This window comes from Pseudomonas sp. MAG733B, from assembly GCF_036884845.1.
Taxonomy (GTDB): Bacteria; Pseudomonadota; Gammaproteobacteria; order Pseudomonadales; family Pseudomonadaceae; genus Aquipseudomonas.
In genome coordinates this window covers 595,175-618,479 of sequence record NZ_CP145732.1, presented here as the reverse complement: position 1 = coordinate 618,479, position 23,305 = coordinate 595,175, and the positions used below count along the sequence as shown (strand labels likewise).

Genomic DNA, 23,305 nt, shown 5'->3' with positions numbered 1-23,305 from the left:
CCTGTTGGAGCGAGGCTTGCCCGCGATGGCGGTGTGTCAGTCGACATAATGTTGAAGACATACCGCCATCGCGGGCAAGCCTTGCTCCTACAGAAAGCAGATGTTGTGGCGTCACACCACCGGCTGTTCCAGCTCCAGACCCACGCCCAAACGGCGCGACATGCACGGCCAGCGTTTCCACGCGGCGCCGGTGTCCGGGCTGCTGAGTTTCTCGCGGTAGGCTTCCACCGACTCCAGCGCGAAACTCTCCTCGCTCAACATTTCATCGAAGGCGTGATGCACGACCTCATCGAGTTGGTTGGCAAATTCCTCACCGATCAACTGGTGGGCGATCAGGTTGGCGACAGTCATGTCCAAGGGGATCAGTGGCTGGCCGAAATGCTTGATGTACAGGTCGTTGACCTCTTCGACAAAACGGTGCGCCAGATAGGCTTCGTCCAGCAGGCTGTCGAGCCCGACGTGCCCGGCCATGATGGCGGGCGGCTGGAGGAAGTACTGTTCGGCGATTTTCAGCACCGGTTTGATCTGTGACTCGATACCCGCTTCCCTGGCGACTTCATTGGCTGCATCCAGCAGATCAGGAACTTCATCAATATAAGCGGCGACAAAACGCGTCAGCACGCCATTGGCGTCGTTCTCCGGCAATTGGATCGCCGGGTGTAAATGAGGCAGTTTGCTTTCCAGCTGACGAGTCAGCAGTCCGGTTTCGGCTTCGTGTTGTTGGGCTTTTTGGATCTGCTCGCGCAATGCGGCGGTGTTCATGAAAACTCCAGGAAACAAAGGCAATGAAATAGGGAAGACATAACTTAGCTGGCTTACGATAAATGCTAAGACGCATTTGTCATAAATGTTTCATCCTTGAGACGCCCCCGTTATATCGGTTTGCCACCACTCGTCTGCATCCTTCTCCATTCGTGCCCTGCAACGCAAGTTAATGCTGTTTCAGATGATTTACGCCTTCACATTGCGAGGTGGGAGTCGCTGTCTATACTCGCTCATGAATGGAGTTAGCTGATGACGCCCGACTGCATATGCAGCAAGGCCCGGTGCTCAAGTTCGTAGTCTGATGCAGCCGCTCCCTTGCCGCAGGTGAAAGCCGGCGGGATAACAAGAACGATAAGGGGAACCCGCAATGATGCGACATCCACATGTCTGGATGGGCCTCCTGTTGTGGTCGATTTTCAGTCAGGCGCAAGCGGCCTGGACTGTGAATATGGCGCCTGGAGCGACTGAAATCAGTCACGCTGTTTTTGACCTGCACATGACCATTTTCTGGATCTGTGTAGTGATCGGCATCATCGTTTTTGGCGCCATGTTCTGGTCGATGATCCTGCATCGCCGCTCGACCGGGCAGGTGGCCGCCAAATTCCATGAAAGCACCACCGTCGAAATTCTCTGGACCATCGTGCCCTTCATCATTCTGGTGGCCATGGCGGTTCCCGCGACGGCGACCCTGATCAAGATGTACGACGCCAGTGAGCCGGATATCGATATCCAGGTCACCGGCTATCAATGGAAATGGCACTACAAATACCTGGGCCAGGACGTTGAGTTCTTCAGCAACCTGGCCACTCCCGCCGACCAGATCCACAACAAGGAAGCCAAGGGCGAGCACTACTTGCTCGAAGTCGACAAGCCGTTGGTGCTGCCGATTGGCGCCAAGGTGCGCTTCCTCGTGACCTCCGCTGACGTGATCCACTCCTGGTGGGTGCCGGCCTTCGCGGTCAAGCGCGATGCGATCCCGGGGTTCGTCAACGAAGCCTGGACCCGCATCGAAAAGCCCGGCATCTACCGCGGCCAGTGCGCCGAGCTGTGCGGCAAGGACCATGGGTTCATGCCGATCGTGGTTGAGGTCAAGGAAAAGGCCGACTACGAAAAATGGCTGGGCGAGCGCAAGGCTGAAGCCGCACAACTCAAAGAGCTGACCAGCAAGGAATGGACCCTCGACGAGCTCAAGGAGCGCGGCGACAAGGTTTATCACACCACTTGCGTGGCCTGTCACCAGGCTGAAGGCCAGGGTCTGCCGCCGATGTTCCCGGCGCTCAAGGGCTCGAAAATCGCCACCGGACCAAAAGACGCGCACCTGAGCATTGTCTTCCATGGCAAGCCCGGCACCGCCATGGCGGCGTTCGGCAAGCAGTTGTCGGAAGTCGATATCGCAGCGGTCGTGACCTATGAACGTAACGCCTGGGGCAACAACAAGGGCGACATGGTCACGCCAAAAGAAGTGCTGGAGCTGAAACAGGCGGAAAGCAAATGACCCGGTCCATTGCTCACCTCAGGAACCGGTCGGGGCAATATGCCCCGGCCAGCCCAGCCCATCCGGTTACAGGAGACAGGCCATGAGCGCCGTAATCGATGACCACGGTCATGCCGACCACGCCCACGGCCCTGCCAAAGGCCTGATGCGTTGGGTGTTGACCACCAACCACAAGGACATCGGCACGCTGTACCTGTGGTTCGCGTTTTCCATGTTCCTGCTCGGCGGCTCGTTCGCGATGGTGATTCGCGCCGAGCTGTTCCAGCCGGGCCTGCAAATCGTCCAGCCGGAATTTTTCAACCAGATGACCACCATGCACGGTCTGGTGATGGTTTTCGGTGCGGTGATGCCGGCCTTCGTCGGCCTCGCCAACTGGATGATTCCGCTGATGGTCGGTGCGCCGGACATGGCGTTGCCACGGATGAACAACTTCAGCTTCTGGCTGTTGCCGGCGGCGTTCATCCTGCTGGTGTCGACCCTGTTCACCCCCGGTGGCGGGCCGAACTTCGGCTGGACGTTCTACGCACCGCTATCGACGACATACGCGCCGGAAAGCGTGACGTTCTTCATCTTCGCCATCCACTTGATGGGGATCAGTTCGATCATGGGAGCGATCAACGTGATCGCCACCATCCTCAACCTGCGCGCCCCCGGCATGACGCTGATGAAAATGCCGCTGTTCGTCTGGACCTGGCTGATCACCGCGTTCCTGCTGATCGCGGTGATGCCGGTACTGGCCGGTTGCGTGACGATGATGCTGATGGACATCCACTTTGGCACCAGTTTCTTCAGTGCCGCCGGTGGTGGTGACCCGGTGCTGTTCCAGCACGTGTTCTGGTTCTTCGGTCACCCCGAGGTGTACATCATGATCCTGCCGGCCTTCGGTGCCGTCAGCTCGATCATCCCGACCTTCTCGCGCAAGCCGCTGTTCGGCTACACCTCGATGGTCTACGCCACGGCGAGTATTGCGTTCCTGTCGTTCATCGTCTGGGCGCACCACATGTTCGTGGTCGGCATTCCGCTGGTGGGCGAGTTGTTCTTCATGTACGCCACGTTGCTGATCGCGGTGCCGACCGGGGTGAAAGTGTTCAACTGGGCCAGCACCATGTGGCAAGGCTCGCTGACCTTCGAGACGCCGATGCTATTTGCGGTGGCGTTCGTGATCCTGTTCTCCATCGGCGGTTTCTCCGGTTTGATGCTGGCCATCGCCCCGGCGGACTTCCAGTACCAGGACACCTACTTCGTGGTCGCGCACTTCCACTATGTATTGGTGCCGGGTGCGATCTTCGGGATCTTCGCCTCGGCCTATTACTGGATGCCGAAGTGGACCGGGCACATGTACGACGAAACCCTGGGCAAGCTGCATTTCTGGCTGTCGTTCATCGGCATGAACATGGCTTTCTTCCCGATGCACTTCGTGGGCCTGGCGGGCATGCCGCGGCGGATTCCGGACTACAACCTGCAATTCGCCGACTTCAACATGGTGTCGTCGATCGGCGCGTTCATGTTCGGCACCACGCAGCTGTTCTTCCTGTTCATCGTGATCAAGACCATTCGCGGCGGCCCGCCTGCACCGGCCAAACCGTGGGACGGGGCGGAAGGCCTGGAGTGGAGCATTCCGTCACCGGCGCCGTATCACACCTTTACAACGCCGCCGGAAGTGAAATGAACAATTTCTGCCTTGTGGAAATTCCTGTGGGAGCTGGCTTGCCAGCGATGGGATCACCGCGGTGTGTCAGGCATGCAGCCATCGCTGGCAAGCCAGCTCCCACAGGGTTCTCGGTAGAGGGCATAGGTCATGGCTGATTCGATTTCGATGAAGAAGCTGGTCACTCGTCTGTTGCTGGTGGTGGTGGCGATGTTTGTGTTCGGGTTTGCGCTGGTGCCGATCTACGACGTGATGTGCAAGGCATTCGGCATCAACGGCAAGACCGCCGGGCAGTACGAGGGCGAGCAAACGGTCGATACGTCTCGGCAGGTGCGCGTGCAGTTTCTGTCGACCAATTCCGCTGACATGTCGTGGGATTTCTATCCCAAGCACGATGAGCTGACGGCCAATCCCGGGGCGGTGAACGAGATGATCTTCATTGCGCACAACCCCACCGATAAGCCGATGAGCGCCCAAGCAGTGCCGAGCATCGCGCCCAGCGCGGCGGCGGCGTATTTCCACAAGACCGAATGTTTCTGCTTTACCCAGCAAGTGCTGCAGCCCGGTCAACGGATCGAGATGCCGGTACGTTTCATCGTTGACCGTGACATGCCCAAGGATGTGAAGCACCTGACGCTGTCCTACACGCTGTTCGATATCACCGCCCGACATCCACCGGTCGCAGTAAACACTGGCGGTTGAGCGTGCCCGATAAGGAGAACAATAAATGGCAACTCATGAACATTATTACGTTCCGGCCCAGAGCAAATGGCCGATCATCGCCACGGTCGGGATGTTCGTCACGGTGTTCGGCCTGGCCACCTGGTTCAACGACCTGAAAGCGGCGCGGCCTGAATCTCACGGCCCGCTGATCTTTTTCGTCGGTGGCCTGCTGCTGGCCTACATGCTGTTCGGCTGGTTCGGCACGGTTATCAAGGAAAGTCGCGGCGGCTTGTACAGCGCGCAGATGGACCGTTCATTCCGCTGGGGCATGAGCTGGTTCATCTTCTCGGAGGTGATGTTCTTCATTGCCTTCTTCGGCGCGCTGTTTTATGTGCGCCATGTTTCCGGGCCGGCCCTCGGTGGCGAAGGCGCCAAAGGCATCGCCCACATGCTGTGGCCGAACTTCGAGTTCACCTGGCCGCTGCTGAACAACCCGGATTCCAAACTCTTTCCGCCACCCAAGGAAGTCATCAGCCCTTGGGGCCTGCCGCTGCTCAACACCGTGTTGCTGGTCAGTTCCAGCGTCACCGTGACCATCGCCCACCACGCCTTGAAAAAGGGTCATCGCGGCGCGCTCAAGATTTGGCTGGCGATCACCGTGTTGCTGGGCTGTGCGTTCCTCGGTTTTCAGGCCGAAGAGTACATGCACGCCTACCACGAACTGGGCCTGACCCTGGGTTCGGGCATCTATGGCGCCACGTTCTTCATGCTCACCGGGTTCCACGGCGCGCACGTGACCATCGGCACCATCATCCTGTTCGTGATGCTGATGCGGATCATGCGAGGGCATTTCGACAACGAGCATCAGTTCGGCTTCGAGGCAGCGAGTTGGTACTGGCACTTCGTGGACGTGGTGTGGATCGGGCTGTTCGTTTTCGTCTACGTGCTGTAGGAGCGAGCTTGCTCGCGATGGTGTGTCAGACACGTTGATTTCGACTGATACACCTTCGCGAGCAAGCACGCTCCTACAGCTACCAAGGGGCGTGGGAAACCAACTGGCCGCTGAAAAAACCCCAGGCGATCAAGCCGACGGTAATGGCGGCCAGCGCTACACGAACACTCAGGGCAATGACGAGGCGGTTCGAGCTGCTGTCGTCCTTGACCAGAAAAAACAGGCCGCTGAACAGGCTGACAACCGTGGCAATCAGCATCAGGACGATGGCTGCTTTGAGCATGGTGAGACTCCGGGGGACTAGCGATGCACTTGAGTATAGCTATCGCACCGACTGACTTTCTGGCGTTGCCATGAAGCGCTTCCGGCCGGGCATCGTGCCGACACTGGTGGTCGCCCTGCTGCTGCCGCTGCTGGTGTCGCTCGGGTTCTGGCAATTGAGCCGGGGCGCGGAGAAAAGCGCGCTACTGCAAAGCTACAGCGAGCGCCGGGCTGCCGAGCCGATGGCCAGCACCGAACTGCAACACAGCGCCGATCCAGCCTTCCGCCGGGTTCGTCTGCACGGTCAGTTCGATGGCGCCCACAGTCTGTTGCTGGATAACCGCCAGCGTAACGGCAAGGTTGGCGTCGAGTTGCTGCAACCTTTCCAGGATCAGGCGACCGGACTCTGGTTGCTGGTCAATCGTGGCTGGCTGCCGTGGCCGGACCGGCGTACACCGCCGCAATTCACCACCCCGACTCAGGCCTTGAGCCTCGACGCCTGGGTTTACGTCTCCCCCGGCGCAACCTTCCAGCTCCACGCCGATTCCGACAGCGCGACCTGGCCGCAACTGGTCACGGCGGTTGACCCGGCAAAACTCTGGACGTCCCTCGGCCGCGAAGGCTTCGCCTACGAATTACGCGCAGAAACCGGGCCGGCGACTTACCAGGCCGATTGGCCGGTCGTTGCCATGGGCCCGGAAAAACACATCGCTTATGCCGTGCAGTGGTTCGCCATGTCGATCGCTCTGTTCGGTCTCTATCTCTACCTCGGCTGGCACAACGCAAAGGAGAAACACCATGGGAGCGGCCATGAATCCACCCAGCATGTCTGAGGCAAAACCGTCGGTGAACCGACGCAAAGGACGTTTGCAGTTGCTGCTGATTCTGCTCGGGGTAATCGGGCCGATGGTCCTCGCCACCGGCATGTACAAATTGCAGTTCTGGGTGCCGGAAGGCCGCAGCTATCACGGCGAACTGATCGGCAATGGCCAGACCCGCGCGGACCTTGGCGTGCAGGCACAGGAAGACCGCTGGCAGTTGCTGGTGACCGCGCCCAAGGACTGCGCCGTCGATTGCCAGCAACTGGTGTATCTGGCGCGGCAGGTTCAGATCGGTCTGGGCCGCGACGCCGGGCGTGCCAGCCACGCCATCGCCGTTGCGCAGCCGTTGGCAACCGATTACGAGGCCAAGCTGACCCGCGAATATCCGCAGCTGCAACGCTATCCGCTGGACCTCAACACCTTCAGCAAGGCCAATGGCGACAAGACCGCGCCGCAACTGTGGATCATCGACCCGCACGGCAATCTGGTGTTGCGTTACGACCCTGCGGTGAAGGGCAAGGATCTGCTGAACGACCTGCGTCACCTGCTGAAACTGTCCAACATCGGATAAGGGCATCGTCATGGCCAAACCTGGATTTCGCCTCGCGCTGTTTGCCACCTTGCTGGCACTGATTGTGGTGTTGCTCGGCGCCTATACCCGCCTGACCCACGCCGGCCTCGGCTGCCCGGACTGGCCCGGCTGCTACGGTTTTATCAGCGTGCCGAAAAGCGAAGCCCAACTGGCCCATGCCGAATTGCATTTCCCGGATACACCGGTCGAAGCCCACAAGGGCTGGAACGAGATGATCCACCGCTACTTTGCCGGCACGCTGGGGCTGTTGATTGTGGCCCTGGCCGCTCGCGCATGGACGCATCGCCGGCATCCGGGGCAGCCGGTGAAGTTGCCGCTGTTCCTGTTGGCGGTGGTATTCGCGCAAGCGGCATTCGGCATGTGGACGGTGACACTCAAGCTCTGGCCGCAAGTGGTGACCGGGCATTTACTTGGCGGCTTTGCCACGTTGAGCCTGTTGTTTCTGCTGACCTTGCGCCTGTCCGGCGTGCTCCCGGCGCTGACGGTGCCGCGGCGTTTGCAGCACTGGGCGACGGCTGGGCTGCTGCTGGTGATCGGGCAAATCGCCCTTGGCGGTTGGGTCAGTTCCAATTACGCCGCTGTGGCCTGCATCGACTTCCCGACCTGCCATGGCCAATGGTTGCCACCGGCTGACTTCGCCAACGGCTTTCACCTGACCCAACACATCGGCCCGAACTACCTCGGCGGGCAACTCGACAGCGATGCGCGCACGGCTATTCACCTGACCCACCGCATCGGCGCATTGCTGGTGACGCTGGTGCTGCTCGGCCTCGCCTGGCAACTGAAGGTGGTTGGCATGACGCGACTGGCGGGCTTGGTGTTGTTCGCCCTCGCGGCGCAAATTACCCTGGGCATCAGCAACGTGCTGTTTCATCTGCCGCTGCCGGTAGCCGTCGCGCACAACGCCGGCGGTGCGGCACTGTTGCTGACGATGGTGCTGGTCAATTATCACGCGCGAACCAGTCTGGTTCGGGTCAAGCAACCTTCGCGCTGGCGCTTCAGCCCGCGTAAACATTCAGCCGGGCCCATAACAATAAAAGGAGAGATGCCATGGCGATTCTGATCGGCGAACGTCACAGCCAGGCGATCTGGCGTGACTATCTGGAACTGACCAAACCGAAAGTGGTGGTGCTGATGCTCATCACCTCGCTGGTCGGGATGTTCCTCGCCACTCGCGCCGGGGTGCCATGGACCGTGCTGGTGTTCGGCAATCTGGGCATCGCCTTGTGTGCTGGCGGTGCGGCGGCGGTCAACCATGTGGTGGACCGGCGGATCGATGCGGTCATGGCGCGTACCCACAAACGGCCGCTGGCTGAAGGGCGGGTGTCTCCGGCTGCGGCCCTGACGTTTGCATTGGCGTTAGCGGTGCTCGGTCAGGCCTTGTTGCTGGCGTTCACCAATCCGCTGACGGCGTGGCTGACCCTCGCATCCTTGCTCGGCTATGCCGTGGTCTACACCGGGTTTCTCAAACGCGCGACGCCACAGAATATCGTCATCGGTGGCCTCGCAGGTGCCGCTCCGCCCTTGCTCGGCTGGACCGCCGCCACCGGCCACATCAGCGCCGAACCGTTGCTGCTGGTGCTGATCATCTTCGCCTGGACCCCGCCACACTTCTGGGCGCTGGCCATCCACCGCAAAGAGGAATACGCCAAGGCAGACATTCCGATGCTACCGGTGACTCACGGCGAGCATTACACCAAGGTGCACATCCTGCTTTATACCGGCGCGCTGCTGGCCGTCAGCCTGATGCCCTACGTGATTCACATGAGCGGCCTGCTCTACCTGATTTGCGCGATCGGCCTGGGCGCGAGGTTCCTGCAATGGGCGGTGGTGCTGTACCGTGGCACTCGGCCGCACGCGGCGATCAACACGTTCAAGTACTCTATCTACTACCTGTTCCTGCTGTTTATCGCGCTGCTCGTAGACCACTACTTATTGTTGAACCTATGACTCGAACCCAGAAAACCGTCTTCATCCTTGTCGCCCTGATCGCGCTGGTCCTGGGCCTGACCATCAATAAAGTGCTGTCCGGCAAAGGCCAGGGCGACCCGACGGCATTGATCGACGCCGGCATCATCCTGCTGCCGCAAAGCCGCACCCTGCCGGATGTGACGATGACCGACCAGGACGGCAAACCGGTGGCGATTAATGAGCTCAAAGGCAAATGGTCGCTGCTGTTCTTCGGCTACACCTTCTGCCCGGACATCTGCCCGACCACCCTCGCCCAACTGCGTCAGATCAAGAGCGAGCTACCGCCCGAAGCGGTGGATAAATTGCAGATCGTGCTGGTCAGCGTCGACCCGAACCGCGACACGCCGAAACAGCTCAAGCAGTATCTGGGTTACTTCGATCCGCAGTTCATCGGCCTCACGCCCAAATCGGTGGAAGAACTGCAAAAAGTCGCCAACGCGGTGAGCATTCCGTTCATCCCGGCGGATACCAGCAAACCGAATTACACCGTCGACCACAGCGGCAACCTCGCAGTGATCGGGCCGGACGGGACCCAGCGGGGGTTTATTCGGGCACCGTTGAACAATGTGAAGCTGGTGGCGCAGTTGCCGGTGATGCTGAACCGCAAGTAACAGCACCACCAAACCCTGTGGGAGCACAGTTTTTTCAGGCATAAAAAATGGGCATCCGATTTAATCGGTATGCCCATTTTTTTATTGCGGTCCTCCCTATTCGGGAAGGAGATCACCGCAATTACGGATTGACGCTGTCTTTCAACGATTTGCCTGGCTTGAAGGCGACGGTGTTGCTGGCCTTGATTTTGACTGGCTCACCGGTTTGCGGGTTTTTGCCGGTGCGGGCGCCGCGGTGGCGTTGCAGGAAGGTGCCGAAACCTACCAGCGTCACGCTGTCTTTGCGGTGCAGGGCGCCGGTGATCTCTTCGAGAACGGCGTTGAGGACGCGGTTGGCCTGCTCTTTGGTGAGGTCTGCTTTTTCAGCTATGGCTGCGGCGAGTTCTGGTTTACGCATATTAGTGAAGCCCCTTTGACGGTTTGTTTTTGTTATGTCCGTGCTGCTCTCTGCGGAGCAGCGCCCAAAGCGCCGCAGATGCTCTACTCTGCGGCAGACGGGAGTGAGGATGGCACGCAGCGCCCAGCCGCGCCAGTGTCGACGCGGCCAATGTATGGGCAAAATGGGGGTGATTCCGACAGAACGACCGCTATTTACGCCAGCAGCGCCGGAAGCTCTTTGTTCAGGGCCAGTTTCTCCATGACGGCCGTGCCTGTCAGGGCATAACCCAGCAGTTTGCCTGAGGCATCGCGGCATAAAACCTTGATGTCGGCGCCCTGCCCTTCAACCGTCCAGACACCCTCCAAACCCCGTGGCGGCGGGGACACCACCAACGGGCACACCGGGGTTTTCACGGTAATGGGCATCGGGCCGTAGCTGACCGCCGTCGGATTGCCGGCGAGGGTCTGGGCCAGCGCTCTCGCACAACTCATGAGGGGCATCACGTACAACAGATTCAGCCCATCGACCTCGGCACAGTCGCCCAGCGCATAGATATTGGCGTGAGACGTTTTCAGGTGACGGTCGACCATCACACCACGATTGACCTGCAAACCGGCCGCAGCGGCCATGTCGATGCGCGGACGCAAGCCAATGGCCGAGACCACCACGTCGCACGGGATTACCTGGCCATCGGACAGATGCGCTTCCAGACCATCGTCGACGCGTTGCAGGCGAGTGAGCACCGGCCCGAGATGGAAGCGCGCACCAAGGCTTTCCAGCCCGGCCTGGACCGCCGCGGCAGCCGCCGGGTGCAGCAGGGTCGGCATGACCTGTTCGCACGGTGCAACCAGTTGCACCTCATAGCCGCCGAGGCTCAAGTCGTTGGCGAACTCGCAGCCGATCAGGCCGGCGCCGAGCAGCAGCACCCGACGCTTGCCGGCCGCTTCCGCGCGAAAGCGTGCGTAGTCTTCCAGGTCATTGATCGGGAACACGCAATCCGCCGCGTCGCCTTCGATGGGCACACGCACGGTTTCGGCGCCCCAGGCCAGGATCAGGTCGCGGTAAGTCACCGCTTCCTCACCGATCCACAGGCGCTTGTGGCCAGGATCGATGCCGCTGATGCGCGTGTGGGTACGCACTTCGGCCTTCAACTGCTCGGCCATGGCGCCGGGTTCGGCCATGCTCAGGCCGTCGGCGTCCTTGTTTTTGCCGAAACCAGTGGAGAGCATCGGCTTGGAGTAGGAGCGCCCGTCATCGGCGGTAATCAGCAGCAGCGGGGTTTCGCTATCGAGTTTGCGAAACTCCCGGGCCAGGTTGTAGCCAGCCAGGCCGGTGCCGACGATCACGACAGGTGCGTTCATTCCTTACTCCTCAAAATGTCTCAGTTGATTTCGATCATTTCGAAATCCATCTTGCCGACGCCGCAATCCGGGCACAGCCAGTCTTCCGGCACGTCTTGCCACAGGGTGCCCGGCGCAATGCCGTCATCCGGCCAGCCGTCGGCTTCGTTATAGATCAGGCCGCAGACCACACATTGCCACTTTTTCATTCAGGTACTTCCTCAGTTCAGGCTTTTTGCCGGCCGGACGATCGATGATTGCAGCGCTGCCGTTCGGCTCAGCGCGTTTTGTACTGATGGGGCCGCGCAGATGCAAGCCTGTTCGACGCAACGGGCGGCCGGATCACTCAAATTTATCAGCTGACATGTTAAGCTCGCCGCCTCCTTTGCTGCCAATAATGACGTACTGTGCCGCACTCAAAATCCCCGTTCTGGGTTCCCAGAAGCCAACTCGCTCCGCTCCCCGACGCCTCTACTCTCGACTGGCTGTTCGACGAAGGATCGCTGACCCGGCGCCTGACCCGTCTGTCGAATGACGGTTTCAGCGTCACGCCGCTGTTCGAAGGCTGGCAGACCTTGCGCGCCGATGAATGCGCCGCGCTGGACCTGGCCGAGGGCAGCGAAGGCTGGGTGCGCGAGGTGTATCTGCGCGGGCATGGCCAGGCGTGGGTATTTGCCCGCAGCGTCGCATCGCGCAGTGCGTTGCAGGGTGACGGCTTGCACATGGACGAATTGGGTAGCCGCTCATTGGGCGAGTTGCTGTTTTGCGACCACGCGTTCCAGCGCCGCGCCATCGAGGTTTGCCACTATCCTCAAGACTGGCTGCCGACGGAAGTACAGGCGCCTGAGTTGTGGGGCCGTCGCTCGCGCTTCGATCGCGGCACCCTGAGCGTGCTGGTGGCCGAGATTTTCCTGCCGACCCTGTGGAGCGCCGCCCGCGCCCATCCGGAGAACTGCTGATGTACCAGAGCCTGCTCAAGTCCCTCAACCGCTTGAACCCTCGGGCCTGGGATTTCATTCAGCTGACGCGCATGGACAAGCCGATCGGCATTTACCTGCTGCTCTGGCCGACGCTGTGGGCGCTGTGGATTGCCGGCAAAGGCTCGCCGTCGCTGGCCAACGTCGTGATTTTCGTCCTCGGCGTGATTCTGACCCGCGCGGGCGGCTGCGTGATCAATGATTGGGCCGACCGCAAGGTCGACGGCCATGTGAAGCGCACGGCGCAACGTCCGTTGGCCAGCGGCAAGATCAGCTCGAAAGAGGCGCTGGTGTTTTTTGCGCTGTTGATGGGCGTGAGTTTTCTGCTGGTGCTGTGCACCAATGCGCCGACGATCTGGTTGTCATTCGGAGGGTTGGCGCTGGCCTTCACGTATCCGTTCATGAAGCGCTACACCTATTACCCGCAAGTGGTGCTGGGCGCGGCGTTTTCCTGGGGCATGCCGATGGCGTTCACCGCCGAGACCGGGGAACTGCCGGCGGCGGCGTGGCTGCTCTGGATCGCCAACCTGTTGTGGACGGTGGGTTACGACACGTATTACGCGATGACCGACCGTGATGACGACTTGAAGATCGGCGTTAAATCCACGGCCATCCTGTTTGGCGACGCGGATCGGGTGATCATCCTGATCCTGCAAGGCCTGGCCCTGAGTTGCCTGCTGCTGGCGGGGTCGAAATTCGAGCTCGGCGGCTGGTTCCACCTCGGTCTGGCGGTGGCGGCAGGCTGCTTTGCCTGGGAATTCTGGTACACCCGCGGCAAAGACCGGATGCGCTGCTTCCAGGCGTTTTTGCACAATCACTGGGCCGGGCTGGCGATTTTCGTCGGGATCGTGCTGGATTACGCGTTGCGCTAAACGAAATCTGCCCCGGAAACCGGGGCAGACTTACAGCCGTAAAGATTACTTCTGCGACTCGTGGACGACGTGCCAGACGTCTTTCATCTTGTCGCCTGTCATGTCTCCAGGCGCTTTGTCTTTCACGAAGGTATACAGCGGCTTGCCGTCATAGGCCCACTGCATTGTGCCGTCATCGCGCTTGATCGGCGTAAATTTGCCTTCGGCCTTGGCGCCCGCCGGAGCCATCATCGGTGGCCAGTTCTTCGCGCAGTCGTCATTGCACATCGACTTGCCGCCCGAGTCCTTGTCGAACGTGTACACGGTCATTCCTTTATGGTCGACCATCATGCCGTCTTTCATCATCACCGGTTCAGCGGCAAAGGCCAGTGTCGGCAGCGTTAGCGCAGCAGTGACCAGCAAAGCCTTCCAGGATTGAGCAATGTGATTCATGGAAACCTTCCGTTTGTGGTTGTCAGGGTTCGGACTTAGAGCTTAGCCCAGGATCGTGACAATCGCAGGTCGACTAAAATACTGTCACACGACTGCAATAATTCCGTTATCTAATGCGCGCAAGACAGTTAAATGACAAGAGGATTAAGGCATGGTTGGCAGGAGCATTCTGATCGTCGACGACGAAGCGCCCATTCGCGAAATGATCGCCGTTGCGTTGGAAATGGCCGGCTATGACTGCCTGGAGGCGGAGAACTCCCAGCAGGCGCATGCCATCATCGTCGACCGCAAGCCGGACCTGATCCTGCTCGACTGGATGCTGCCCGGCACGTCCGGCATCGAGCTGGCCCGCCGCCTCAAGCGCGATGAGCTGACCGGGGACATCCCGATCATCATGCTTACCGCCAAGGGCGAAGAGGACAACAAGATCCAGGGCCTGGAAGTTGGCGCCGACGATTACATCACCAAACCGTTTTCCCCTCGTGAGCTGGTGGCGCGTCTCAAAGCCGTGCTGCGCCGCGCCGGCCCTACCGATGGCGAAGCGCCGATTGAAGTCGGCGGTCTGTTGCTCGACCCGATCGGTCACCGCGTGACCATCGATGGCAAACCCGCGGAAATGGGCCCGACCGAATACCGTCTGCTGCAATTCTTCATGACCCACCAGGAACGCGCCTACACCCGTGGCCAGTTGCTGGATCAGGTCTGGGGCGGCAACGTCTATGTCGAGGAACGCACCGTCGACGTGCACATCCGTCGCCTGCGCAAAGCCCTCGGCGATGCCTACGAAAACCTGGTACAAACCGTGCGCGGCACCGGTTACCGCTTTTCTACCAAAGCTTGACGGCAGCTACGAGCTTCAAGCTTCAAGCGGCAAGCTGAAACCAAGCCGCTTCAAACTTGAAGCTTGGGGCTTGAAGCTGAAAGCTGCTTTTCATTCAAGGACGCGCGTCAAGTGAACCAAAACTGGCATGGCACCCTGATTCGCCACATGCTGCTGCTGGTCACCGCCTGCCTGGTGATCGGCCTGATCACCAGCTACTACGGCTGGAGTCTCGCCGCAGGCCTGGGTATTTACCTGGCCTGGACCCTCAAGCAACTGCTGCGCCTGCACGAATGGCTGCGCCTGCACAAACCCGATGAAGCACCGCCCGATGGTTACGGCCTGTGGGGCGAGGTGTTCGACAGCATCTATCACCTGCAACGTCGTGACCAACGGGTACGCGGGCGCTTGCAGGCGGTGATCGACCGGGTTCAGGAATCTACTGCCGCGCTGAAAGACGCGGTGATCATGCTCGACAGCGACGGCAACCTGGAATGGTGGAACCGCGCCGCTGAAACCCTGCTGGGCCTCAAGACTCCACAGGACAGCGGCCAACCGGTGACCAACCTGGTGCGCCATCCGCGCTTCAAGGAATACTTCGAGCAGGACAGCTACGCCGAGCCGCTGGAAATCCCTTCGCCAACCAACGACCGCGTGCGCATTCAGCTGTACATCACCCGCTACGGCAACAATGAACACCTGATGCTGGTGCGCGACGTGACGCGCATCCATCAACTGGAACAGATGCGCAAAGACTTCATCGCCAACGTGTCGCACGAGCTGCGCACGCCGCTGACGGTGATCTGCGGCTATCTGGAAACCCTGCTCGACAACGTCGAGGAAGTGAACCCGCGCTGGACCCGAGCCCTGCAGCAAATGCAGCAGCAAGGCGGGCGCATGCAGACCTTGCTCAACGACCTATTGCTGCTGGCGAAACTGGAAGCTACCGATTACCCGTCGGACAACCAGCCCGTGGCCATCGACGGTCTGCTGCAATCGATCAAGAGCGATGCGCAGCAACTCTCCGGCCAGAAAAACCAGCGCATCACTCTGGAAGCCGATCCGACCATTCTGCTCAAGGGCAGCGAAGCGGAATTGCGCAGTGCCTTTTCCAATCTGGTGTTCAACGCGGTGAAGTACACCCCGGCCGAAGGCAATATCCGCATTCGCTGGTGGGGCGATGAACAGGGCGCGCACCTGAGCGTGCAGGATTCCGGGATCGGCATCGACAGCAAACACCTGCCGCGCCTGACCGAACGCTTCTACCGCGTCGACTCCAGCCGCAACTCCAACACCGGCGGCACCGGGTTGGGCCTGGCGATCGTCAAACACGTGCTGCTGCGCCACCGCGCGCGGATGGAAATCAGCAGCGTGCCGGGCCACGGCAGCACCTTCACCTGCCATTTCGCCCCCGCGCAGGTCAGCAAATCCAGGGTCATCAGTACCGCCGATTGATACCGGCCAGCACACGCCACTAGGCAATCGCCAAGTCAGCCGCTACATTGGCTGACTTGTGCCTGCACTTCAGGCGCACATTTTTCTTTCCTTTCGAATACACGGAAACCGCAAAACTCCATCATGGACCCTTCCCCTGGTTTGACCCTCGCTACAATTTTCGCCGACTTCGGCATGATTCTTTTTGCTCTGATCCTGGTTTTGCTCAACGGCTTTTTCGTTGCGGCGGAATTTGCCATGGTCAAATTGCGCTCGACCCGCGTCGAAGCCATCGCTGAGCAGCACGGCTGGCGCGGCCACATCCTGCGCACCGTACACAGTCAGCTCGATGCCTACCTGTCGGCGTGCCAATTGGGTATTACCCTGGCCTCGCTGGGCCTTGGCTGGGTCGGCGAGCCGGCGTTCGCGCACCTCCTGGAACCGTTGCTCGAAACGGTCGGCGTGCAGTCCGCAGAAGTGGTCAAAGGCGTATCGTTCTTCACCGCGTTCTTCATCATTTCGTACCTGCACATCGTGGTCGGCGAGCTGGCCCCGAAATCCTGGGCAATCCGCAAACCCGAGCTACTGTCGCTGTGGACCGCCGTGCCGCTGTACCTGTTCTACTGGGCCATGTACCCGGCGATTTACCTGCTCAACGCCAGCGCCAACACCATCTTGCGCATCGCCGGGCAAGGTGAACCGGGCCCGCACCATGAGCACCATTACAGCCGCGAAGAACTGAAACTGATCCTGCACTCCAGCCGTGGCCAGGACCCGAGCGACCAAGGCATGCGCGTGCTGGCCTCGGCGGTGGAAATGGGCGAACTGGAAGTGGTCGACTGGGCCAACTCCCGTGAAGACCTGGTGACTTTGGAATTCAACGCCCCGCTCAAGCAGATCCTGGCGATGTTCCGTCGCCACAAGTTCAGCCGTTATCCGGTGTACGACAGCGAGCGCCAGGAGTTCGTCGGCCTGCTGCACATCAAGGACCTGTTGCTGGAACTGGCGGCGCTGGACCACATTCCCGAGTCGTTCAACCTGGCTGAACTGACCCGTCCGCTGGAGCGCGTTTCCCGGCACATGCCGCTGTCGCAATTGCTGGAACAGTTCCGCAAGGGCGGCTCGCACTTCGCCGTGGTCGAAGAGGCCGACGGCAACATCATCGGCTACCTGACCATGGAAGACGTGCTGGAAGTGCTGGTGGGCGACATTCAGGACGAACACCGCAAGGCCGAGCGCGGGATCCTCGCGTATCAACCGGGCAAGTTGCTGGTGCGGGGCGATACGCCGCTGTTCAAGGTTGAACGACTGCTGGGCATCGACCTCGACCACGTCGAAGCCGAAACCCTTGCCGGGCTGGTCTACGAAAGCCTGAAGCGAGTTCCGGAAGAGGAAGAAGTGCTGGAAGTCGAAGGCCTGCGGATCATCATCAAGAAGATGAAAGGGCCGAAGATCATTCTGGCCAAGGTGTTGATGCTGGATTAAGTCACCCATCTGTAGGAGCTGAGCTTGCTCGCGATGACGGCGGCACATCCAACATCACGGAAACTGACACATCGCTATCGCGAGCAAGCTCGGCTCCTACAGGGATTGCGGCGTTCAATCGCTCACTGCTTGCCCAACGCAAAGTTGGGCAACGCCCCCACCGGTTGATTGAACCGATAAGGAATCGACACCAGCCCCATCCCGGTATTGCGCTGCACCACGAAATGCAGGTGCGGCCCGGTGCTGTTGCCGGTGTTGCCCGACAGCGCCAAGGCGCTGCCCACCGCCACCTTTTGCCCCTCTCGAACCCTGACCGAGCCTTTCTTCAGGTGCAGGTACACGCCCATCGTCCCGTCATTGTGCAGCACCCGCACGAAATTGCCGGATGCATCGGTGCCACGCCCAGCCTGGCTGTTTTCGGTTTTCACCACCACCCCGCCCCGCGCAGCAATGATCGGTGTGCCTTCAGGCATGGCAATGTCTATGGCGTAACGGCTCTTGGGACCAAAGTGGCTATAAGGACCATTGGCGCCCTGACTGATCCGGAATGGGCCGCCACGCCAGGGCAACGGATACCGGTAGCCCACGGCGGTGCCTGAGGGGTCGCCCAGCGAATATTTGAGCTTGGGGATATACGCCAGCGGCTTTGAGGCTTGTTTCGCCGTGAGCTGCGCCAGACGAACGCTGGTGCGCAGCGGTATCACCCGCCGAATCGGCCGGCCCGGTGCGCCGTTGACGTTCTTCACGCCGGCGAAACTCAATTCGATCTCTACCGGCGCATACAGGTCGTTGCGCACGTACACGCTGTCGACGCCGTCCTTCTTCATGATCACGTAGTACACCTGACGCCCAAGGTTTTCGACCATCCGATCACGAAAAACGAACACCTTGGCGCCTTTTGTGGGGCGGTCACTGTAAGAGACCACGCCATTGGCATCGGTGGACTTGTAGATCGTCATGGCCATAGCCGAGGCGCAGGCCATGCACAGACCACAGAAAAACAGCAGGCGCGCGAACATGGGGAAGTATTCTGTCGAGTAAGGCCTGGGATTTAGCCTAGCAGTCGGAATGGACCGGCGTAGTCGACAGATGTTTCAAAATGGACGGGGCGGGGATGAGCGGTGATCGTTCCGGCCTCATCGCGGGCAAGCCCGCTCCCACAAGGTTTTCACTGTACCTGTGGGAGCGGGCTTGCCCGCGATGGCAATCTGACAGACGACGCTAAATCAAGCCCCCGGAATAAAGTGCTTCTGCGCAGTACCACGGGCAATCAGGCGGGAGATGTAGTCGAGTTTCTGCGCGTCCTGATCGACGAAGCGGAAGGTCAGTTGCAGCCATTCGCTGTCGGGTTTCTGTTCGTGGGCGACGATCGCGTGCAGGTAGCCGTTGAGGCGCGCGGTTTCGGCGTTGTCGCCCTGCTCCAGGTCGAGCACCGCACTGTCGAGGACTTGCGGCAGGGTGTCCGCGCGTTTGACCACCAGCAGTGCTTCCTTGAGGCTCAGGGCCTTGATCACGCATTGCTGGATGCCGTTCGGCAGGCGCAATTGGCCCTGGCCACGTCCTCCTCCGGCTGCAGCAGCGGCCACCGGTGCCTTGACCGGTGGGCTGTTGAGCAGTCCGCGGGACGGTGCTGCAGCAGGTGCCGCCGCAACCACGGCAGGCTTGCCGCCGGTCAAAGCGCTCAGGGAATCGTTGCCGAATGCCGAGCTGGTTTTGGTCGCCGCGACGTTGATCAAGGCGTCGAGCTTGCCGACCTTGTGCAGCGCTTGTTTGACCTTGGTGATCAGTTGCTCGTTGGTGAACGGCTTGCTGACGTAACCGGAGACACCGGCCTGGATCGCCTGCACGACGTTCTCTTTGTCGCCACGGCTGGTCACCATCACGAACGGCATGCCTTTGAGGTTGTCTTGCTCGCGGCACCAGGTCAGCAGTTCCAGCCCGGACATTTCCGGCATTTCCCAGTCGCACAGAACCAGGTCGAACGCTTCCTTGACCAACATGGCCTGAGCCTTTTTGCCGTTGACGGCGTCTTCGATCCGCATGCCCGGGAAATAGTTACGCAGGCATTTCTTCACCAGGTCACGAATGAACGAGGCGTCGTCCACGACCAAAACACTGACCTTACTCATCCATAACCCCTTTAAAAAATCCCGGCAAGCATACCGCTTTGCTGATGGCACATTGCCAAAAACCTTCAGTCACGCCGGACTTTTCGTTCGCGGGGTGCTGCTTTACGAATTCGTGGACCGCAAATAAAAACGCCCGGCCAAAAGGCCGGGCGCTTTACTTGGGCAATCTTACTTATCGTCAGCTTTGCCCGGAACATTAGCGGTTTCGCCGCTTGTTCCTTCAACTTCTTCTTTCATGCGCTTGAGGCCCAAGTGACGTACGTCGGTGCCGCGCACCAGGTAAATCACCAGTTCCGAGATATTGCGCGCGTGGTCGCCGATGCGCTCCAGCGAACGCAGCACCCAGATAATGCTCAAGACCCGCGAGATAGAGCGTGGATCTTCCATCATGTAGGTCGCCAGCTCACGCAGGGCGGTCTTGTATTCGCGGTCGATGATCTTGTCGTACTGCGCCACCGACAGCGCCAGGTCGGCGTCGAAGCGGGCAAACGCGTCCAGCGCATCGCGAACCATGTTGCGCACCTGATCGCCGATGTGACGAACCTCGACGTACCCGCGCGGCGCTTCGCCTTCTTCGCACAACTGGATGGCGCGACGGGCGATCTTGGTCGCTTCGTCACCGATGCGCTCCAGGTCGATCACCGACTTGGAGATGCTGATGATCAGGCGCAAGTCGGACGCTGCCGGCTGACGACGGGCCAGAATGCGCAGGCATTCTTCGTCGATGTTGCGTTCCATCTGGTTGATCTGGTCGTCGATCTCGCGCACCTGCTGGGCCAGGCCGGAGTCGGCCTCGATCAGCGCGGTCACCGCGTCGTTGACCTGCTTCTCGACCAGTCCGCCCATGGCCAGGAGGTGGCTGCGCACTTCCTCAAGCTCGGCGTTGAACTGCGCGGAAATGTGGTGGGTAAGGCCTTCTTTACTAATCATGTTGGCGTCCTTGGAGCGTCCGGTAAGGTGCGGTGGGCCGCAGCGTCAGTTCAGTGAACAACCACAGCTTCCTAGCCATAGCGACCGGTGATGTAGTCTTCGGTCTGCTTCTTCGCCGGATTGGTGAACAGGGTATCCGTGTCGCCGAACTCCACCAGTTTGCCCATGTACATGAACGCCGTGTAGTCGGAAACCCGCGCGGCCTGTTGCATGTTGTGGGTCACGATGACGATGGTGAATTTCGATTTCAGTTCGTAGATCAGCTCTTCGACTTTCAGCGTGGAGATCGGGTCGAGTGCCGAGCACGGTTCGTCGAGCAGCAGCACTTCCGGCTCCACGGCGATGGTGCGCGCGATCACCAGACGTTGCTGCTGACCACCGGACAGGCCAAGTGCCGACTCGTGCAGACGGTCTTTGACTTCGTCCCACAGTGCCGCGCCTTTCAGTGCCCATTCAACGGCTTCGTCGAGTACGCGCTTCTTGTTGATGCCCTGGATGCGCAGGCCGTAGACCACGTTCTCGTAGATGGTTTTCGGGAACGGGTTCGGCTTCTGGAACACCATGCCGACGCGACGACGCAGCTCGGCCACGTCTTCGCCCTTGCGGTAGATGTTGTTGCCGTACAGGTTGATCTCGCCTTCGACGCGGCAGCCATCAACCAGGTCGTTCATGCGGTTGAACGTACGCAGCAGCGTGGACTTGCCGCAGCCGGACGGACCGATGAAGGCGGTCACGCGCTGTTTCGGAATGTTCATGCTGACGTCGTACAGCGCTTGCTTGTCGCCGTAGAACAGGCTCAGGCCGGGCACTTCAATGGCCACGGTTTCCTGCTCAAGGCTCAGGCTCTGTTTGTCGCGGCCCAGGGCAGACATGTTGATGCCGTGGGTATGTGTTTCGTGCTGCATGGGAGGCTCCCTGTGCTAACAAATTCGGTTCAGTTTTTGTGGGAGCCAGCCTGCTGGCGATGCTAGCGACGCGGTCTAACTCTGAAACCGCGGAGATGCCATCGCCAGCAGGCTGGCTCCCACATAGAAATCAGTGCTGCAAATCAGCTATCCAGCGCCTTGTACTTCTCGCGCAGGTGGTTACGGATGTACACCGCCGACAGGTTCAACGTCGCGATCACCAGCACCAGCAGCAGCGCCGTGGCGTACACCAGCGGTCGTGCGGCTTCAACGTTCGGGCTCTGGAAGCCGACGTCATAAATGTGGAAGCCCAGGTGCATGATTTTCTGGTCCAGGTGCAGGTACGGGTAGTTGCCGTCCACCGGCAGCGACGGCGCCAGTTTCACCACACCCACCAGCATCAGCGGCGCCACTTCACCGGCGGCACGGGCCACCGCGAGGATCATGCCGGTCATCATCGCCGGGCTGGCCATCGGGATCACAATCTTCCACAAGGTTTCAGCCTTGGTCGCGCCGAGGGCCAACGAGCCTTCACGCACGGTACGCGGGATACGTGCCAGACCTTCTTCCGTGGCCACGATCACCACCGGCACCGCCAGCAGCGCCAGTGTCAGCGATGCCCAGAGCAGACCTGGTGTACCGAAGGTCGGTGCCGGCAACGCTTCCGGGAAGAACAAGCGGTCGACCGAGCCACCGAGTACGTAAACGAAGAAGCCCAGACCGAACACGCCGTAAACGATCGCCGGAACGCCAGCGAGGTTGTTCACCGCGATACGGATGATCCGCGTCAGGGTGTTCTGCTTGGCGTACTCACGCAGGTACACCGCGGCCAGTACGCCGAACGGAGTCACGATCATCGCCATGATCAACGTCATCATCACGGTGCCGAAGATCGCCGGGAAAATCCCGCCTTCGGTGTTCGCTTCACGCGGGTCGTCCGAGAGGAACTCCCAGATCTTGCTGAAGTAGAAACCAACCTTGGTGAAGGTGCTCATCGCGTTCGGCTGGTAGGCGTGAACCACTTTGCCCAGACCGATTTCGATCTCTTTGCCGTTAGCGTCGCGAGCGGTCAACGCATCGCGGTTGAACTGCGCGTGCAGGTCACTCAGACGCGCTTCGATATCCTGATAACGGGCGTTCAGTTCGGCGCGCTCGGATTCCATGTCCGCTTGCGCAGCGGCGTCGAGCTTGCCATCCAGTTCCAGTTTGCGGCTATGCAGACGGATACGTTCGAGACCGGCGTTGATCGCACCGATATCAACCTTTTCCAGGGTCTTGAGTTGCGCGGCCAGCTGATTCACACGGTTGATCCGCGCTTGCAGCTCTGGCCAGGCAGCTTCGCCTTCAGCGATGACCTTGCCGTCCTGTTTGACGTTGACCAGGTAACCGTAGAAGTTGCCCCACTCACGACGTTCCAGCGCCATCAACTCGACCGGGGTCTTCTGGTTGGTCAGCCACTCGCCGACGATCCAGGTGAAGTCGTTGCCGTTCAGGTCACGGTTGCCGACCTTGATCAGCTCGCGGGTCATGAACTCGGGGCCTTCATCAGGCACCGGCAGGCCGGCGCTCTTCAGACGCGCACGCGGCACTTCTTCCTTCTGTACGATTTCGCCGACCACCAGGTGATTAGCCTGGCCCGGCACGTCGTAGCTGGCGTGCACCAGATCCGCCGGCCAGAAGTGACCCAGGCCACGCACGGCAATCACCGCCAGCAAGCCAATGGTCATGATGACCGCGATGGACACCGCGCCACCGCTGATCCAGACACCGGGGGCGCCGCTCTTGAACCATCCTTTCAGGGAGTTCTGTTTCACAGACTTCTA

General features: G+C 60.2%; 25 protein-coding genes. 14 read left to right on the top strand and 11 right to left on the bottom strand.

The features are described from left to right. Positions 1–111: 111 nt before the first annotated feature. Complete coding sequence (locus tag V6Z53_RS02825; protein WP_338584045.1) at positions 112–762, bottom strand: hypothetical protein; 651 nt, start codon at positions 760–762, stop codon at positions 112–114. Positions 763–1,132: 370 nt separating this feature from the next. Here V6Z53_RS02825 and coxB point away from each other — a divergent pair, with 370 nt between their 5' ends. The 4 genes from coxB to V6Z53_RS02805 all read left to right on the top strand — a co-directional run bounded on the left by coxB (position 1,133) and on the right by V6Z53_RS02805 (position 5,523). Next, positions 1,133–2,260 carry a cytochrome c oxidase subunit II gene (coxB, locus tag V6Z53_RS02820; protein ID WP_338584044.1) on the top strand — a complete coding sequence of 376 codons (1,128 nt, stop codon included), beginning with the start codon at positions 1,133–1,135 and terminating at the stop codon, positions 2,258–2,260. Positions 2,261–2,342: 82 nt separating this feature from the next. Further along, a complete protein-coding gene (ctaD, locus tag V6Z53_RS02815; RefSeq protein ID WP_338584043.1) occupies positions 2,343–3,929 on the top strand; it encodes a cytochrome c oxidase subunit I in 1,587 nt (528 codons plus the stop codon). Between the two features lie 129 nt (positions 3,930–4,058). Next, positions 4,059–4,610, top strand: a complete 552-nt coding sequence (locus tag V6Z53_RS02810) for a cytochrome c oxidase assembly protein (RefSeq protein WP_034149469.1) — start codon at positions 4,059–4,061, stop codon at positions 4,608–4,610. 25 nt (positions 4,611–4,635) lie between these two features. Continuing rightward, a complete protein-coding gene (locus tag V6Z53_RS02805; RefSeq protein WP_338584042.1) occupies positions 4,636–5,523 on the top strand; it encodes a cytochrome c oxidase subunit 3 in 888 nt (295 codons plus the stop codon). Positions 5,524–5,602: 79 nt separating this feature from the next. Here the strand turns inward: V6Z53_RS02805 and V6Z53_RS02800 are convergent, their stop codons facing one another. Then, positions 5,603–5,806 carry a twin transmembrane helix small protein gene (locus V6Z53_RS02800; RefSeq protein ID WP_008064738.1) on the bottom strand — a complete coding sequence of 68 codons (204 nt, stop codon included), beginning with the start codon at positions 5,804–5,806 and terminating at the stop codon, positions 5,603–5,605. Positions 5,807–5,876: 70 nt separating this feature from the next. Here V6Z53_RS02800 and V6Z53_RS02795 point away from each other — a divergent pair, with 70 nt between their 5' ends. From V6Z53_RS02795 to V6Z53_RS02775, 5 genes are read left to right on the top strand one after another with little or no spacing between them, the layout of a single operon-like run. Further along, a complete protein-coding gene (locus V6Z53_RS02795) occupies positions 5,877–6,617 on the top strand; it encodes an SURF1 family protein (protein WP_338584041.1) in 741 nt (246 codons plus the stop codon). Next, positions 6,583–7,176, top strand: a complete 594-nt coding sequence (locus tag V6Z53_RS02790) for a hypothetical protein (protein WP_338584040.1) — start codon at positions 6,583–6,585, stop codon at positions 7,174–7,176. The genes V6Z53_RS02795 and V6Z53_RS02790 overlap by 35 nt, the downstream gene beginning before the upstream one ends. A 10-nt stretch (positions 7,177–7,186) precedes the next feature. Beyond that, the gene (locus V6Z53_RS02785) at positions 7,187–8,260 is read left to right on the top strand and encodes a COX15/CtaA family protein (RefSeq protein ID WP_338584039.1); all 1,074 of its coding nucleotides are present in this window, start codon (positions 7,187–7,189) and stop codon (positions 8,258–8,260) included. Then, a complete protein-coding gene (gene cyoE, locus V6Z53_RS02780; protein WP_338584038.1) occupies positions 8,248–9,147 on the top strand; it encodes a heme o synthase in 900 nt (299 codons plus the stop codon). The genes V6Z53_RS02785 and cyoE overlap by 13 nt, the downstream gene beginning before the upstream one ends. Continuing rightward, positions 9,144–9,779, top strand: a complete 636-nt coding sequence (locus tag V6Z53_RS02775) for an SCO family protein (protein ID WP_338584037.1) — start codon at positions 9,144–9,146, stop codon at positions 9,777–9,779. Before cyoE ends, V6Z53_RS02775 begins: the two co-directional genes overlap by 4 nt. A gap of 121 nt (positions 9,780–9,900) precedes the next feature. Here V6Z53_RS02775 and V6Z53_RS02770 read toward each other — a convergent pair whose 3' ends face one another. The 3 genes from V6Z53_RS02770 to V6Z53_RS02760 all read right to left on the bottom strand — a co-directional run bounded on the left by V6Z53_RS02770 (position 9,901) and on the right by V6Z53_RS02760 (position 11,707). Then, the gene (locus V6Z53_RS02770; protein WP_003213368.1) at positions 9,901–10,176 is read right to left on the bottom strand and encodes an HU family DNA-binding protein; all 276 of its coding nucleotides are present in this window, start codon (positions 10,174–10,176) and stop codon (positions 9,901–9,903) included. A 194-nt stretch (positions 10,177–10,370) separates the two neighbouring features. Then, complete coding sequence (locus V6Z53_RS02765; RefSeq protein ID WP_338584036.1) at positions 10,371–11,519, bottom strand: FAD-dependent oxidoreductase; 1,149 nt, start codon at positions 11,517–11,519, stop codon at positions 10,371–10,373. Positions 11,520–11,539: 20 nt separating this feature from the next. Further along, positions 11,540–11,707: a rubredoxin gene (locus tag V6Z53_RS02760; RefSeq protein WP_007954349.1), complete on the bottom strand. Its 168-nt coding sequence runs from the start codon at positions 11,705–11,707 to the stop codon at positions 11,540–11,542. A gap of 198 nt (positions 11,708–11,905) precedes the next feature. On the opposite strand from V6Z53_RS02760, the gene V6Z53_RS02755 reads away from it, so the two are divergent. Beyond that, complete coding sequence (locus V6Z53_RS02755) at positions 11,906–12,457, top strand: chorismate lyase (protein ID WP_338584035.1); 552 nt, start codon at positions 11,906–11,908, stop codon at positions 12,455–12,457. After that, positions 12,457–13,347 carry a 4-hydroxybenzoate octaprenyltransferase gene (gene ubiA / locus V6Z53_RS02750; RefSeq protein WP_338584034.1) on the top strand — a complete coding sequence of 297 codons (891 nt, stop codon included), beginning with the start codon at positions 12,457–12,459 and terminating at the stop codon, positions 13,345–13,347. The genes V6Z53_RS02755 and ubiA overlap by 1 nt, the downstream gene beginning before the upstream one ends. A gap of 45 nt (positions 13,348–13,392) precedes the next feature. On the opposite strand, the gene V6Z53_RS02745 is transcribed toward ubiA, so the two are convergent. Next, on the bottom strand, positions 13,393–13,779 hold the full coding sequence (locus V6Z53_RS02745; protein WP_338584033.1) for a hypothetical protein: 387 nt from the start codon (positions 13,777–13,779) through the stop codon (positions 13,393–13,395). Positions 13,780–13,930: 151 nt separating this feature from the next. On the opposite strand from V6Z53_RS02745, the gene phoB reads away from it, so the two are divergent. The 3 genes from phoB (at position 13,931) to V6Z53_RS02730 (ending at position 17,518) form a co-directional block, all read left to right on the top strand. Continuing rightward, entirely contained in the window at positions 13,931–14,620 is a 690-nt protein-coding gene (gene phoB, locus V6Z53_RS02740; protein WP_034149326.1) for a phosphate regulon transcriptional regulator PhoB, read from the top strand. Between the two features lie 147 nt (positions 14,621–14,767). Further along, the gene (phoR, locus tag V6Z53_RS02735) at positions 14,768–16,054 is read left to right on the top strand and encodes a phosphate regulon sensor histidine kinase PhoR (RefSeq protein WP_338586440.1); all 1,287 of its coding nucleotides are present in this window, start codon (positions 14,768–14,770) and stop codon (positions 16,052–16,054) included. Positions 16,055–16,177: 123 nt separating this feature from the next. Then, the gene (locus V6Z53_RS02730; RefSeq protein ID WP_338584032.1) at positions 16,178–17,518 is read left to right on the top strand and encodes a hemolysin family protein; all 1,341 of its coding nucleotides are present in this window, start codon (positions 16,178–16,180) and stop codon (positions 17,516–17,518) included. 122 nt (positions 17,519–17,640) lie between these two features. Here V6Z53_RS02730 and V6Z53_RS02725 read toward each other — a convergent pair whose 3' ends face one another. The 5 genes from V6Z53_RS02725 to pstA all read right to left on the bottom strand — a co-directional run bounded on the left by V6Z53_RS02725 (position 17,641) and on the right by pstA (position 23,296). After that, a complete protein-coding gene (locus V6Z53_RS02725; RefSeq protein ID WP_338584031.1) occupies positions 17,641–18,537 on the bottom strand; it encodes a peptidoglycan DD-metalloendopeptidase family protein in 897 nt (298 codons plus the stop codon). A 207-nt stretch (positions 18,538–18,744) separates the two neighbouring features. After that, positions 18,745–19,647 carry a response regulator gene (locus V6Z53_RS02720; protein WP_338584030.1) on the bottom strand — a complete coding sequence of 301 codons (903 nt, stop codon included), beginning with the start codon at positions 19,645–19,647 and terminating at the stop codon, positions 18,745–18,747. 168 nt (positions 19,648–19,815) lie between these two features. After that, positions 19,816–20,577 carry a phosphate signaling complex protein PhoU gene (gene phoU, locus V6Z53_RS02715; protein WP_008150055.1) on the bottom strand — a complete coding sequence of 254 codons (762 nt, stop codon included), beginning with the start codon at positions 20,575–20,577 and terminating at the stop codon, positions 19,816–19,818. 71 nt (positions 20,578–20,648) lie between these two features. After that, complete coding sequence (gene pstB, locus V6Z53_RS02710; RefSeq protein ID WP_338584028.1) at positions 20,649–21,482, bottom strand: phosphate ABC transporter ATP-binding protein PstB; 834 nt, start codon at positions 21,480–21,482, stop codon at positions 20,649–20,651. 143 nt (positions 21,483–21,625) lie between these two features. After that, positions 21,626–23,296: a phosphate ABC transporter permease PstA gene (gene pstA, locus V6Z53_RS02705; RefSeq protein WP_338584027.1), complete on the bottom strand. Its 1,671-nt coding sequence runs from the start codon at positions 23,294–23,296 to the stop codon at positions 21,626–21,628. Between the last annotated feature and the right edge of the window lie 9 nt (positions 23,297–23,305).

Bases quoted from the DNA above. Each gene is read 5' to 3' on its own strand.
- V6Z53_RS02825 (WP_338584045.1), bottom strand. From the start codon at position 762: ATGAACACCGCCGCATTGCGCGAGCAGATCCAAAAAGCCCAACAACAC.
- coxB (WP_338584044.1), top strand. From the start codon at position 1,133: ATGATGCGACATCCACATGTCTGGATGGGCCTCCTGTTGTGGTCGATT.
- ctaD (WP_338584043.1), top strand. From the start codon at position 2,343: ATGAGCGCCGTAATCGATGACCACGGTCATGCCGACCACGCCCACGGC.
- V6Z53_RS02810 (WP_034149469.1), top strand. From the start codon at position 4,059: ATGGCTGATTCGATTTCGATGAAGAAGCTGGTCACTCGTCTGTTGCTG.
- V6Z53_RS02805 (WP_338584042.1), top strand. From the start codon at position 4,636: ATGGCAACTCATGAACATTATTACGTTCCGGCCCAGAGCAAATGGCCG.
- V6Z53_RS02800 (WP_008064738.1), bottom strand. From the start codon at position 5,806: ATGCTCAAAGCAGCCATCGTCCTGATGCTGATTGCCACGGTTGTCAGC.
- V6Z53_RS02795 (WP_338584041.1), top strand. From the start codon at position 5,877: ATGAAGCGCTTCCGGCCGGGCATCGTGCCGACACTGGTGGTCGCCCTG.
- V6Z53_RS02790 (WP_338584040.1), top strand. From the start codon at position 6,583: ATGGGAGCGGCCATGAATCCACCCAGCATGTCTGAGGCAAAACCGTCG.
- V6Z53_RS02785 (WP_338584039.1), top strand. From the start codon at position 7,187: ATGGCCAAACCTGGATTTCGCCTCGCGCTGTTTGCCACCTTGCTGGCA.
- cyoE (WP_338584038.1), top strand. From the start codon at position 8,248: ATGGCGATTCTGATCGGCGAACGTCACAGCCAGGCGATCTGGCGTGAC.
- V6Z53_RS02775 (WP_338584037.1), top strand. From the start codon at position 9,144: ATGACTCGAACCCAGAAAACCGTCTTCATCCTTGTCGCCCTGATCGCG.
- V6Z53_RS02770 (WP_003213368.1), bottom strand. From the start codon at position 10,176: ATGCGTAAACCAGAACTCGCCGCAGCCATAGCTGAAAAAGCAGACCTC.
- V6Z53_RS02765 (WP_338584036.1), bottom strand. From the start codon at position 11,519: ATGAACGCACCTGTCGTGATCGTCGGCACCGGCCTGGCTGGCTACAAC.
- V6Z53_RS02760 (WP_007954349.1), bottom strand. From the start codon at position 11,707: ATGAAAAAGTGGCAATGTGTGGTCTGCGGCCTGATCTATAACGAAGCC.
- ubiA (WP_338584034.1), top strand. From the start codon at position 12,457: ATGTACCAGAGCCTGCTCAAGTCCCTCAACCGCTTGAACCCTCGGGCC.
- V6Z53_RS02745 (WP_338584033.1), bottom strand. From the start codon at position 13,779: ATGAATCACATTGCTCAATCCTGGAAGGCTTTGCTGGTCACTGCTGCG.
- phoB (WP_034149326.1), top strand. From the start codon at position 13,931: ATGGTTGGCAGGAGCATTCTGATCGTCGACGACGAAGCGCCCATTCGC.
- phoR (WP_338586440.1), top strand. From the start codon at position 14,768: ATGCTGCTGCTGGTCACCGCCTGCCTGGTGATCGGCCTGATCACCAGC.
- V6Z53_RS02730 (WP_338584032.1), top strand. From the start codon at position 16,178: ATGGACCCTTCCCCTGGTTTGACCCTCGCTACAATTTTCGCCGACTTC.
- V6Z53_RS02725 (WP_338584031.1), bottom strand. From the start codon at position 18,537: ATGTTCGCGCGCCTGCTGTTTTTCTGTGGTCTGTGCATGGCCTGCGCC.
- V6Z53_RS02720 (WP_338584030.1), bottom strand. From the start codon at position 19,647: ATGAGTAAGGTCAGTGTTTTGGTCGTGGACGACGCCTCGTTCATTCGT.
- phoU (WP_008150055.1), bottom strand. From the start codon at position 20,577: ATGATTAGTAAAGAAGGCCTTACCCACCACATTTCCGCGCAGTTCAAC.
- pstB (WP_338584028.1), bottom strand. From the start codon at position 21,482: ATGCAGCACGAAACACATACCCACGGCATCAACATGTCTGCCCTGGGC.